Source organism: Pseudomonas sp. BN515 (assembly GCF_029873155.1).
In the GTDB taxonomy this organism is placed as follows: domain Bacteria; phylum Pseudomonadota; class Gammaproteobacteria; order Pseudomonadales; family Pseudomonadaceae; genus Metapseudomonas.
The window spans coordinates 1-12,676 of the sequence record NZ_SSOH01000070.1; the positions used below are offsets into that span (position 1 = coordinate 1).

General features: G+C 64.5%; 9 protein-coding genes. 6 read left to right on the plus strand and 3 right to left on the minus strand.

Going from position 1 to position 12,676, the window contains the following annotated elements:
• Positions 1 to 348: 348 nt before the first annotated feature.
• Entirely contained in the window at positions 349 to 1,248 is a 900-nt protein-coding gene (locus E8E91_RS16690; protein WP_280377067.1) for a LysR family transcriptional regulator, read from the minus strand.
• A 104-nt stretch (positions 1,249 to 1,352) separates the two neighbouring features.
• On the opposite strand from E8E91_RS16690, the gene E8E91_RS16695 reads away from it, so the two are divergent.
• The 6 genes from E8E91_RS16695 (at position 1,353) to E8E91_RS16720 (ending at position 11,402) form a co-directional block, all read left to right on the plus strand.
• Positions 1,353 to 2,591 (plus strand): 3-hydroxyacyl-CoA dehydrogenase, encoded by a 1,239-nt coding sequence (locus E8E91_RS16695; RefSeq protein ID WP_280377069.1) that lies wholly within the window; start codon positions 1,353 to 1,355, stop codon positions 2,589 to 2,591.
• A 1-nt stretch (position 2,592) separates the two neighbouring features.
• Positions 2,593 to 4,383: an acyl-CoA dehydrogenase C-terminal domain-containing protein gene (locus tag E8E91_RS16700; RefSeq protein WP_280377071.1), complete on the plus strand. Its 1,791-nt coding sequence runs from the start codon at positions 2,593 to 2,595 to the stop codon at positions 4,381 to 4,383.
• 61 nt (positions 4,384 to 4,444) lie between these two features.
• Positions 4,445 to 5,608, plus strand: coding sequence for an iron-containing alcohol dehydrogenase (locus E8E91_RS16705; RefSeq protein WP_280377073.1), 1,164 nt, complete (start codon positions 4,445 to 4,447; stop codon positions 5,606 to 5,608).
• Between the two features lie 93 nt (positions 5,609 to 5,701).
• Positions 5,702 to 6,139, plus strand: a complete 438-nt coding sequence (locus E8E91_RS16710; protein WP_280377076.1) for a thioesterase family protein — start codon at positions 5,702 to 5,704, stop codon at positions 6,137 to 6,139.
• 404 nt (positions 6,140 to 6,543) lie between these two features.
• Positions 6,544 to 7,788 (plus strand): serine/threonine transporter SstT, encoded by a 1,245-nt coding sequence (gene sstT, locus E8E91_RS16715; protein ID WP_280377079.1) that lies wholly within the window; start codon positions 6,544 to 6,546, stop codon positions 7,786 to 7,788.
• A 182-nt stretch (positions 7,789 to 7,970) separates the two neighbouring features.
• On the plus strand, positions 7,971 to 11,402 hold the full coding sequence (locus tag E8E91_RS16720; RefSeq protein WP_280377091.1) for a calcium-binding protein: 3,432 nt from the start codon (positions 7,971 to 7,973) through the stop codon (positions 11,400 to 11,402).
• A gap of 57 nt (positions 11,403 to 11,459) precedes the next feature.
• On the opposite strand, the gene E8E91_RS16725 is transcribed toward E8E91_RS16720, so the two are convergent.
• Both E8E91_RS16725 and E8E91_RS16730 read right to left on the minus strand, forming a co-directional pair.
• Positions 11,460 to 11,861 (minus strand): glycine zipper domain-containing protein, encoded by a 402-nt coding sequence (locus E8E91_RS16725; protein WP_190829448.1) that lies wholly within the window; start codon positions 11,859 to 11,861, stop codon positions 11,460 to 11,462.
• Positions 11,862 to 12,031: 170 nt separating this feature from the next.
• Positions 12,032 to 12,523: a hypothetical protein gene (locus tag E8E91_RS16730; protein ID WP_280370127.1), complete on the minus strand. Its 492-nt coding sequence runs from the start codon at positions 12,521 to 12,523 to the stop codon at positions 12,032 to 12,034.
• Positions 12,524 to 12,676 lie beyond the last annotated feature (153 nt).

Genomic DNA, 12,676 nt, shown 5'->3' on the forward strand with positions numbered 1-12,676 from the left:
TGGACTTGCGGTAGCCCCCTGGAAGGGGGCGAATCCACTACCGAGCACAACGCCGACCTCTTTCGCCCGGTCTGGACCGTAGGGTGCGCTGTGCGCACCGACTTCAGGACCCGCTTCGGCACCAGGCCAAACCGCCGGTGCGCACGGTGTACCCTACCCGATCGCCTTCATCCTGCTAGCCCAAGCAGTCGAATCGTCACAGGCAGAGCCGATGACTCATGACCAGGTCCTCAGGACGTGGTTTCCCAAGTTCAAATGAAATCGCTCCCACAGGCTCCTCCGTAGGATGGGTGGAGCGGAGCGATACCCATCATCCCGGTGGGCTGAAGCCCACCCTGCTCATCCACCTCATATCCGGCCGATGCCCATCAAATGTTCGATCAGCCATTGCAGGGCTTCATCCTCTTCGCGCTGGGCCACGCTCACCAGGTCGAGATGGAAGGGCCCGACGGCGAAGGGCAGGGGATGTACCTGCAAGGGCAGCAGGCCGGCGAAGTGGTGGGCCAATCGCGCCGGCAGCACCACGCTGAGGTCGGTGCTGGCGACGATATGGGCCGCCTGCAGATAGTTGGGCGTGGTGTAGACGATGTCCCGCGCCAGCCCCTGTTCCCCCAGCCACTGATCGACCATGCCTTTGGTCTGGCCACCGTGTACCCAGAGGTGGCGTAGCCTGAGAAAGCCGGCGAGGTCGGGCGCCTCCTGCAACTGAGGATGGTCGCGACGGGCCACCAGGCGCAGCGTTTCGCTCATCCAGCGGCGGCTGGCGAAGCGCGAGGGAATGCTTTCGAAGCGACCCAACACCAGGTCCAGTTCTCCGTGGTCCAGCGCGGCGGCGGGCAGGCTCGGAGAGAGGTGGCGGATGGCGATCTTGACCCCCGGCGCTTCCTCGGCCAACTGCTGCAGCAGGCGTGGCATGCAGATCAGTTCCACGTAGTCCGTCACGGCGATGGTGAAGCGCTGGCGGCTGCGTGCCGGGTCGAAACCTTCACCGATCACCAGGCTCTGCTCGATCTGCTTGAGCGCGGCGCGGATCGGCGTTTCCAGGGCCAGCGCCCGGGGTGTCGGCTGCATTGCCCGGCCGACGCGCACCAGCAGCGGGTCGCCGAGCAGTTCGCGCAGACGGTTCAGCGCATTGCTCACCGCCGGCTGGCTGAGGGCCAGGCGCTCCGCCGCACGGGAGACGTTGCGCTCGCGCAGCAGGGCGTCCAGTACCCGCAGGAGATTGAGATCGAAATTGGAGATATTCACCGGAGGAATGCCATTCATCACAAGACTAAATTTCAAAAATAGTACCGGCTTCCTTAAGGTGATTGGCGATTTGTCTCCCCGTCAGAACAACAAGAGGGCCATCCATGACCCAGAGCGCATTCAACATCCAGCGTGCCGCCGTGATCGGCGCGGGCACCATGGGCCGCGGCATCGTCATGAGCCTGGCCAGCGCTGGCCTTGACGTCCGCTGGCTGGACAACAACCCGCAGATGCTCGAACAGGCCCTAGGCGTGGTGGCCGATACCTACGCCCACAGCGTGCGCCAGGGCCGCATCAGCGAGGTCCAGGCCGCCGAGCGCGTCGCCCGCATCCAGCCGGTGGGCGGCTACGACGAGCTGGCCGATGTCGATCTGGTGATCGAGGCTGTCTTCGAGAACCTCGAACTCAAGCAATCCATCTTCCGCGAGCTGGATGCCTGTCTGAAGCCGACGGCCATCCTCGCCAGCAATACCTCCGCGCTGGATATCGACGCCATCGCCGCCGTGACCGGGCGCCCGGAGCAGGTCCTCGGTCTGCACTTCTTCAGCCCGGCGCACATCATGAAGCTGCTGGAGATCGTCCGTGGCGCACACACGGCACCCGTGGTGCTGGACGCCACCCTGGAACTGGGCCGGCGCATGGGCAAGGTTTGCGTGGTAGCCGGCAACTGCAAGGGTTTCATCGGCAATCGCATGCTCCATACCTACGTGCGCGAGGCGCGCATGATGCTGCTGGAAGGCGCGTTCCCTCATGAGGTGGACAGTGCGCTGCAGGGCTTCGGCTTCGCCATGGGCCCGTTCCGCATGTACGACGTGGTCGGCATCGACCTGGAATGGCGCGCCCGTGAACTGGCGGGCAAGGGCCAGGATGACCCGGCGGTGCAGGTGGACAATCGCCTCTGCGGCCTTGGCCGCTTCGGCCAGAAGTCGCGCATGGGCTACTACCGCTACGCCGAAGGCAGCCGTCAGGCCGAGCACGACCCGGAAGTGGACGCCCTGGTGCTGCAGGTGTCAGAGCAGCTCGGCTTCGAGCGTCGCAATGTTGGCCCCGAGGAAATCCTCGAGCGTTGTCTGCTGGCCCTGGTCAACGAAGGGGCGAAGATCCTCGAAGAAGGCATCGCAGCCTCCAGTACCGATATCGACACCGTTTACCTCAATGGCTACGGCTTTCCGGCTGACAAGGGCGGGCCGATGGCCTGGGCCGACAGCCAGGGGCTGCCGGCTATCCGCGCGCGCCTGGAAGCGCTGGCCGAGCGCTTCGGCGGCCACTGGCAGCCGGCCGCACTGATCCGTCGCCTGGCCGAGTCCGGCCACCACCTCGCCGATTTTCAACAGGAGGCCTGACATGGCTTACAAGGCACCCCTGCGCGACATGCGCTTCGTGCTCCACGAACTCTTCGACGTTTCCGCCCACTGCGAGCTGCTGGCCAACGGCCTGGACCGCGAACTGATCGACGGCGTGCTGGAAGAGGGCGCGCGCTACGCGGCCGAAGTGGTCTCGCCGCTCAACCGCAACAGCGACGAAGAAGGCGTGACCCTGGCGCAGGGCGAGGTGACCACGCCCAAGGGCTTCCGCGAGGCTTATCGGCACTACTGCGACAACGGCTGGGCGAGCATGACCGGCCCGCAGGAGTTCGGCGGCCAGGGCTTCCCGCAGATGGTCGCGTGCAACTTCCACGAGATGCTGATGGGCGCCAGCCTGTCGTTCCGCGTCTACTCGGGCCTGACCGAGGGTGCAGTCGTGGCTCTCTACAAGCACGGCAGCGATGCCCTCAGGCAGGCCTATCTGGAGAAACTGGTGAGCGGCCAGTGGGCCGGCACCATGTGCCTCACCGAACCCCAGGCCGGTACCGACCTCGCCCTGCTGCGCACCCGTGCCGAGCCCCAGGCCGACGGCAGCTTCAAGGTCAGCGGCAGCAAGATCTTCATCAGTGGCGGCGAGCAGGATCTGTCCGAGAACATCGTCCACCTGGTGCTGGCGCGACTGCCGGATGCCCCGGCCGGGGTGAAGGGCATCAGCCTGCTGCTGGTGCCCAAGTTCATCGCCAACCCCGATGGCACGCCGGGAGCGAAGAATGCCGTTTCCTGCGGTGCCATCGAACACAAGATGGGCATCAAGGGCGCGGCCACCTGTGTGATGAACTTCGACGGCGCCACCGGCTGGCTGATCGGTGAAGCCAACCAGGGCCTGGCGTGCATGTTCACCATGATGAACGACGCGCGCTTCCAGGTCGGCCTGCAAGGGCTCGGCATCGGCGAGCAGGCGTTCCAGGGCGCCCTGGCCTATGCCCGCGAGCGCCTGCAATCCCGCGCCCTCAGCGGGGCGGCGGCACCGGACAAGCCGGCGGACCCGATCATCCACCATCCCGATGTGCGGCGGATGCTGCTGACCCAGAAAACCCTGGTGGAGGGCAGCCGCATGCTGGCCGCCTACTGCGCGCGCCAGCTGGACCTGGAGCACGGCCATCCGGACGCGGCCCAACGCAAGGCTTCCAGCCGTCGCGCTGCGCTGCTGATCCCCATCGTCAAGGCCTTCCTCACCGACATGGGCCAGGAAGTGGCCAGTCTCGGCGTGCAGGTTTACGGCGGTCACGGCTTCATCCGCGAGTGGGGCATGGAGCAGCTGATGCGCGACAGCCGCATCACCCAGATATACGAAGGCACCAACGGCATCCAGGCGCTGGACCTGATCCGCCGCAAGCTGATGGGCGACGGCGGTGCCGAACTGGCCGCCCTGCAGGACGAGTTTGCCGCGCTGGCCGATGCCCAGGCTGCACGCACCGAACTGGCCGAGCTGGCCGGTGCTGTGCTGGCGCGTCTGCAGGAGTGGCGTGGCCTGACCGCGACCCTGCTGGACCGGGTGCGGGAGAACCCCGAGGAAATCGGTGCCGCCTCGGTGGACTTCCTGCAGTACTCGGCCTATGTCCTATTGGCGGGTTTCTGGTTGCAGGCGGCGGCGCGTGCCCAGGACGCCCTGGAAGCGGGCTCCTCGGAGGCTGACTTCTACCAGGCCAAGCTGCACAGCGCGCGCTTCTACCTGCGTCGCGTGCTGCCCCGTGCCAGCAGCCACCGCGAAGCCCTGCTGGGTGGCGCGGATTGCCTGATGGCGCTGCCCGAGGCGCATTTCGCCTTCTGACCAGGCGAGCCGGCGCACCGCGTGAATGCGGTGCGCCCCCACAACAACGGAGGACGCCCCGATGCAGCCCTTCAGCTTTGCCACTACCGCGCAGATCCTCTGCGAATCCGGCTCTGCCACACGCCTGGCCGACCTTTGTCGCGAGCGCGATGCCCAACGCGTCCTGCTGGTGACCGATCCGGGCATCACCCGGCTTGGCCTGCTCGACGACATCCTCCTCGGCTTCGCTCTCGCGGGCCTCAGCGTTGCGGTCTACGACCAGGTCCAGGCCGATCCGCCCGAGGCGGTGGTGCTGGAAGCCGTGGAGCTGGGGAAAGTCCTAGGCGCCCAGCTGGTGGTGGGCTTTGGCGGCGGCAGCTCGATGGACGTGGCCAAGTTGGTGGCGCTGCTGGCACATCCCGACTGCCAGCAGGGGCTGGCGGATATCTATGGCGTAGGCAACGCACGCGGCCGCCGCCTGCCACTGTTGCAGGTGCCGACCACTGCCGGTACCGGATCCGAGGTGACGCCCATCGCCATCGTCACCACCGGCGAGACCACCAAGATGGGCGTGGTGTCGCCGCTGTTGCTGCCGGATCTCGCGCTGCTCGACGCAGACCTGACCCTCGGCCTGCCGGCGGCGGTCACGGCGGCCACTGGCATCGACGCCATGGTCCATGCCATCGAGTCCTACACCAGCAAGCTGAAGAAGAATCCGCTGTCCGACCTGTTGGGACGTGAGGCCCTGCGTCTCCTGGCCGGCAACCTCGATGCCGTGGTCCGGGACGGCCGCAACCGCGAAGCGCGCCAGGCGATGCTGCTGGGTGCCTGCCTTGCTGGCCAGGCGTTCGCCAATGCTCCGGTGGCGGCCGTGCATGCGCTGGCCTATCCGCTGGGCGGGCACTTCCACATTCCCCATGGCCTGTCCAACGCCCTGGTGCTGCCCCACGTGCTCCGCTTCAACGCCGAAGTGGCTGCACCGCTTTACGCGGAGCTGGCGCCGCTGGTGCTCGGCAGCAAACTCAAACAGGGCAGCGAAATGCAGCTCACCGAGCAGTTGATCCTCGAGCTCGCCGCTTTCAGTGAACGCAGCGGATTGCCCACTCGATTGCGCGATGCCGGCGTTCCCGAGGCCATGCTGCCGCGCCTGGCCAGCGATGCCATGTTGCAGCAGCGCCTGCTGGTGAATAATCCGCGCGAGGTCAGCGAAGAGCAGGCCCTGGCTATCTACCAGGCCGCCTACTGAACCTCCGGTAGGAGCGAGCTTGCTGGCGAATGCAGCCGTTCGCGAGCAAGCTCGCTCCTGCATGAACCGATCCAACCGAACCCAGGGAACCCCATGAGCCAACCCCAGCACCTGCGCGGCGACTATCGCCACTTCCAACCCATCACCACGCGCTGGCACGACAACGACATCTACGGCCATGTGAACAACGTGGTCTATTACGGCTACTTCGACAGCGCGGTGAACACCTACCTGATCGAAAAGGGTGGGCTGGATATCCACGACGGCGGCGTGGTGGGTTTCGTGGTCAGTTCGTCCTGCGACTACTTCGCCTCCATCGCCTTCCCCGACCGCATCGAGGTCGGGCTGCGAGTGGGCAAGCTGGGCAACAGTTCGGTGCAATACGAACTGGCGATCTTCAAGCAGGGCGAGGATGAAGCCTGCGCCGCCGGACGCTTCGTGCATGTCTTCGTTGATCGCGAGAGCAACCGGCCAGTGCCGATTCCCGAGACGCTGCGTGCGGCGTTGGCAGAGTTGGTGGTGGAAGGCTGACGCTTAGCCCATTTTGTGGGAGCGAATTCATTCGCGATAAGCCCACCATCCTCGCGGCAATGAGGCATTCGGGGCGCGTTGCGCCCCTTCGCGAATGAATTCGCTCCTACAGAGTCTCTTCGTGGTCCGCCGTACCTGTGGACAACTTTCAGCCATTCGACCTGAAATGGCCGAAATCGCGACATACAGCGCCCCGACCGTCCGTCCGCTCTACCCATCGTTTGTGTGAATCCGCACAATGCGCGCCAAACCCGAAACGTCCCGACCGGCTGCGAGGTGAACACCACGCGGCAGGGTTCTTTCTTTTTGCTTGATCTGCAGCATGGAGGACGGGACGTCATCGGAGTCCAATTGCCACTCCCGGGCCGGCTCCTCGTGCGGCCCGACGTTCAGCGGTACCTGCCATGACCCATGCAAACGGCTCCATCCTGCAACGCTTGAAAGGCACCAGCCTGGTGACCCGGATCATCATCGGCCTGATCGCCGGCATCGCCCTCGCCCTGATCGCCCCCTCGTCCGCCAGCGCCGCAGGCCTCCTCGGCAAGCTCTTCGTCATGGCCCTGAAGGCCGTGGCGCCGGTGCTGGTGTTCGTCCTGGTGATCGCCGCCATCGCCAATCACACGCCGGGCGAGCGTACGCATATCCGCCCGATCCTCGTGCTCTATCTGATCGGCACTTTCTCCGCCGCCGTGGTGGCGGTGCTCGCTTCCAGTCTCTTCCCCTCCACCATCACGCTGACCACCGGTGCCGCTGACCTGGCACCGCCCGGCAACATCTCCGAGGTATTGCTGAGCCTGCTGGGCAGCGCCGTGGCCAACCCGGTGACTGCGCTGATGGAAGCCAACTTCATCGGCATCCTGGTCTGGGCCGTGGGTCTGGGCATCGCCATTCGCCAGGGCAGCGAAACCACCCGCAACGTGTTCAGCGACCTGTCCCATGGCGTATCGCTGATCGTCCGCGTTGTGATCAGCTTCGCCCCGGTGGGGATCTTCGGCCTGGTGGCCTCGACCCTCGCGGAGAACGGCATCGGCGTGCTGGCCGACTACGCGCATCTGCTGGCGGTGCTGCTGGGCTGCATGCTGTTCGTGGCCTTCGTGGTGAACCCGCTGATCGTGTTCTGGAAGATTCGCCGCAATCCCTATCCGCTGGTGCTGACCTGCCTGCGCGAAAGCGGTATCACCGCCTTCTTCACCCGCAGCTCTGCCGCCAACATCCCGGTGAACCTGCAGCTGTCGGAAAAGCTCGGCCTGCACGAGGACACCTACTCGGTATCCATTCCCCTGGGTGCCACCATCAACATGGCCGGCGCGGCCATCACCATCACCGTACTGACCCTGGCGGCGGTGAAGACCCTGGGCATCGCCGTGGACATTCCCACCGCCATCCTGCTCAGCGTGGTGGCGTCCATCTGTGCCTGTGGCGCTTCCGGTGTGGCCGGTGGTTCGCTGCTGCTGATCCCGCTGGCTTGCAGCCTGTTCGGCATCCCCAGCGAGGTGGCGATGCAGGTGGTCGCCGTCGGTTTCATCATCGGTATCCTTCAGGACGCTGCCGAAACCGCGCTCAACTCGTCCACCGACGTTCTCTTCACCGCGGCCGCCTGCATGGCCAGCGGCGACGTGGATGAGGCGCGCGCCGAACAGATCGGCTGAGACACACCAGCGCCCGGCTGGTAAAGGAAGACCTTCAGGGGCGCCGACTGCACGCGAGTCAGCGTCCCTGCCCGTTCGTCAGCGTAGCCTGAGTGCGGTGATGGCAATCTAATGTCCGCGATCTAGTCTCCAGAGGCTGTGGGCCCCCGGTCCCTTCCGTCAATTCGCAGATGGAGATTGTCATGCCTACCTTTGTTTATGGAGAGAACGTCGTAAACACCACCACCACTGGCAATCAGAACGAGTCTGATGTCGTGGCGCTGACGGACGGCGGTTATGTGGTGGTGTGGAAGGGGGCTGGAACGGGCGACGCCGACGGTATTTTCACCCAGCGCTATGACGCCAGGGGCGTCCCGGTAGGTGCGGAAACCCGCGTCAACACTGTCGTGACCGGCGTGCAAAATAATCCTTCCGTGGTTGCGCTGCTCAACGGCGGCTATGTGGTGAGCTGGATCACTGAGGTCGCCGGCAGCGACGCCGAGATTTTCATGCAGCGTTATGACGCCGCAGGCGTCAAGTTGGGAGTCGAAACCAGGGTCAACAGCACAACGTTGAACTGGCAATACAATCCCGAAATCACTGCATTGACCGACGGCGGCTTCGTGGTTGTCTGGGCATCGGATGGTCAGGACGGCAGCATCGGCACAAGTTGCCTGCAGCGCTACGACGCCAATGGCGTGAAGGTCGGAGCAGAGGTCGTGGTCAATACGACCACTGCCGGTCCACAGGACTACCCCACAATCTCGGGTCTTGCCGATGGTGGGTACCTGGTGGTGTGGGAAGGGACTGGCAGCGGTGACTCATATGGGATCTTTGCGCAGCGCTTCAACGCCAGCGGTGCCAAGGTGGGCGTGGAAACTCGTATCAACACCGATGTGCTCGACAGCCAGGACGAACCCGCCATAGCACCGCTGGCCAATGGTGGCTATGTCGTCACATGGGAGACCATCCAGGACAGTACGGATGGCACGACGGACACTTATGTCCAGCTCTTCAACTCCGCGGGTACCAAAGTGGGTACGCAGGTGCGGGTTAACACCACTACCGTCGGCTCCCAGGGCGAGCCTGAAATCACCGCGCTGTTGGACGGTGGATATCTGTTGGTCTGGTGCGGAAGTGGTGGCGGTGACGAGACAGGGATTTTCGCCCAGCGCTTCAATGCCAGCGGAGCCAAGGTCGGTCTGGAAGTCAGGATAAATACCAACACCGCCAACATTCAGGAGTTTCCGCACGTCACTCTGCTGGTTGATGGCAGCTATGTGATCAGCTGGGATTCCTACGACGCCGCCGGTTTGGTCGGCGATGTCCATTCCCAGCGTTTTGATGCCAACGGTAACCGGCTGACAGGCCTGACCGGAGATGCGGCAGCCAATGTCCTGACTTGGACAGGACCGGGCGCCGCGATCATCGAAGGGTTCGCGGGGAACGACCAACTGACCGGCGCGGCCATGAACGATCACCTCGTTGGCGGAGCGGGCGATGATGTGCTCAATGGCGGGATTGGGTTTGACCGCATGCTCGGGGGCGATGGCTCCGATATCTATTACGTCGACAGCGTGTTCGATATCGTCAGCGAAACCAACGCGGTGGCGGCGACTGGTGGCACCGACACGGTTTACAGCTCTCTGGGGGCCTACACCCTGGGGGCCAATGTGGAGAACTTGCGCCTGCTGGCGGCAGGTGCCGCCAACGGTACCGGCAACGTTCTCGCCAACACGCTGTTCGCCGGTGCGGGCAACAATATTCTGGATGGCGGGGCCGGCGCCGACACCGCGTCCTACCTCTATGCGACGGCGGCGGTCACTGCCAGCCTGGCGGTGACGACTGCCCAGGCAACGGGGGGCTCGGGCAGCGACACGCTGCTGAATGTCGAGAATCTGACGGGCAGCAACTTCAACGACACCCTGACCGGTAACGCCGGAGCCAACACCCTCAACGGTGGTCTCGGCGTTGATGTGCTGATCGGCGGCGATGGCTCCGATATCTACTTCGTCGACAATGCGGGCGATTTCGTCAGCGAGACCAACGCGGTGGCCGCGACCGGTGGCACCGACACGGTTTACAGCTCACTGGGGGCCTACACCCTGGGGGCCAACGTGGAGAACTTGCGCCTGCTGGCGGCGGGTGCGGCGAACGGCACCGGCAACGCGCTCGCCAACACGCTGTTTGCGGGGGCAGGCAACAACGTCCTGGATGGTGGTGCTGGCGCCGACACCGCGTCCTACCTCTATGCGACAGCGGCGGTCACCGCCAGTTTGGCGGTGACGACTGCCCAGGCGACGGGGGGCTCGGGCAGCGACACACTGTTGAATGTCGAGAACCTGACGGGCAGCAACCTCAACGACACCCTGACCGGTAATGCCGGGGCGAACACCCTCGACGGTGGTCTCGGCAACGATGTGCTGACCGGTGGCGATGGCTCCGATATCTACTTCGTCAACGCAGCAGGGGATGTCGTCAGCGAGACCAACGCAGTGGCGGCGACTGGCGGCACCGACACGGTTTACAGCGCCCTGGGGGCCTACACCCTGGGTGCCAACGTGGAGAATTTGCGCCTGCTGGCGGCGGGTGCGGCGAACGGCACCGGCAACGCGCTCGCCAACACGCTGTTCGCCGGTGCGGGCAACAATATTCTGGATGGCGGGGCCGGCGCAGACACCGCGTCCTACGTCTATGCAACGGCGGCGGTAACCGCCAGCCTGGCGGTGACGACTGCCCAGGCAACGGGGGGCTCGGGCAGCGACACGCTGCTGAACTTCGAGAACCTGACGGGCAGCAACCTCAACGACACCCTGACCGGTAATGCCGGGGCGAACACCCTCGACGGTGGTCTCGGCAACGATGTGCTGATCGGTGGCGATGGTTCCGATATCTACTTCGTCAACGCCGCGGGGGATGTCGTCAGCGAGACCAACGCGGTGGTGGCAACCGGCGGCACCGACACGGTTTACAGCTCTCTGGGGGCCTACACCCTGGGGGCCAACGTGGAGAATTTGCGGCTGCTGGCGGCAGGTGCCGCCAACGGTACCGGCAACGCGCTCGCCAACACGCTGTTCGCCGGTGCGGGCAACAACGTCCTGGATGGTGGTGCCGGTGTCGATACTGCGTCCTACCTCTATGCAGCGGCGGCGGTCACTGCCAATTTGGCGGTGACGACTGCCCAGGCGACGGGGGGCTCGGGCAGCGACACATTGCTGAATGTCGAGAACCTGACGGGCAGCAACTTCAACGACATCCTCACCGGCAATGCTGCGGCCAACGTCCTCAACGGTGGTTTGGGTGTGGATCAGTTGGCCGGTGGCGCAGGGGCGGACCTATTCGACTTCAATGCCCTTGGCGAGATGGGGGTGGGTGCGCTGCGCGATGTGGTGAAGGACTTCAAGACGGTAGAGGGCGACAAGCTCGATCTGTCCACCCTGGACGCGAATGCGGCCACCGTTGCCAATGAGGCGTTCAGTTTTATTGGTGCAAGCGCATTCAGCGCCAATGCAACAGGCCAAGTGCGTTTTGCCAATGGGGTTCTTTTTGGAAGCACTGACGCGGACGCAGTTGCAGAGTTCGAAATTTCCTTGCTTGGCGTAGCATCGTTCGCCAGCACCGATCTGATTGCCTGACTTCGGCCTGTAACGAAAAAGCCCGGCAAATGCCGGGCTTTTTCATGGGTGCAGCGATCAGTGGCGATGCTTGCGGTGCTTGTGGTGGTGACCGTCGTGATCGTCCTTGGTCAGCTCGGTGGCGATGGCACCACCCGCTGCACCACCCAGGCCAGCACCAATGGCGGAGCCAGTGGAGCCGCCCAGTGCGCGACCGGCTACCGAGCCGCCCGCAGCGCCCAGACCACCGCCGATAGCGGCTTCGGTCTTGCGGCCGCTCTTGGCGGTCATGGCGCCACCCGCTGCGCCACCCAGGCCGGCGCCAATGGCCGCGCCAGTGCTGCCGCCAACAGCGTTGCCAACAACGTTGCCGAGGACGCCACCGAGGCCGCCACCGATGGCATTGTTGGTGGTTTCGCCGGCCACTACGGCCTGAGTGGCCAGAAGGCTGAGGGCGAGGGCGGTTACTGCTTTACGCATCGTGCTTTGTCTCCATTGCAAATGGGGGAGTCCATGGTCCCTCGGCTTGTGCAAGGGGGCCCATGACGCAGGTCAGATTATGGGGGCGGGAAGAGGCCGGCTGTCGCTCGACCAGGCCTCAGGTCCAGAAAAAGCCCGCTGGACGCGGGCTTTTTTGTTGATTGTGAGGATCAGTCGTCCCAATCACCGTGGTGGCGGTGCTTGTGCTTGCGATGGCCCCAGGCGTGTCCACGACCAGGGTGGTCGCGGTAAGCGCGACGATAGTGGCGATGGTCGTCATCGTAGTCGTCATCGTCGTAGCGGTTACGGTCACCGAACTCGTTGCCGAGGGCACCGCCGGCGCCGCCACCAAGGGCTGCACCGATCAGGCCGCCAGTGGTGCCGCCCATTTGCCGGCCGACAACTTGACCACCAGCCGCGCCCAGGCCACCGCCGATGGCGGCTTCGGTACGGTTACGTTTCGGGGCCGCTACTGCGCCGCCTGCTGCACCACCCACGCCGGCGCCAATAGCTGCACCGGTGCTGCCGCCGACTGCGTTGCCGACAACGGACCCCACAACCCCGCCCAGCGCGCCGCCAATACCGGCATCGGTATTGCCGCCTGCAAAGGCGCTGCCGCTGGCCAGGCCAAGGGACAGAAGAAGGATCGAGGTGTACTTCATGGTGAGGATCGCCTCAGTGGTTTTGGTGAGGCGATATTTACTGTAGGAATTTTCTTAAGCAAGTATCTGGCGACGAAAAGCAGCAACTTTTCTTATTTTTTTAATTGTCTGATTTTTCGGCAGAACTTTTTCAGGATCGGGCTGTCAGAGACC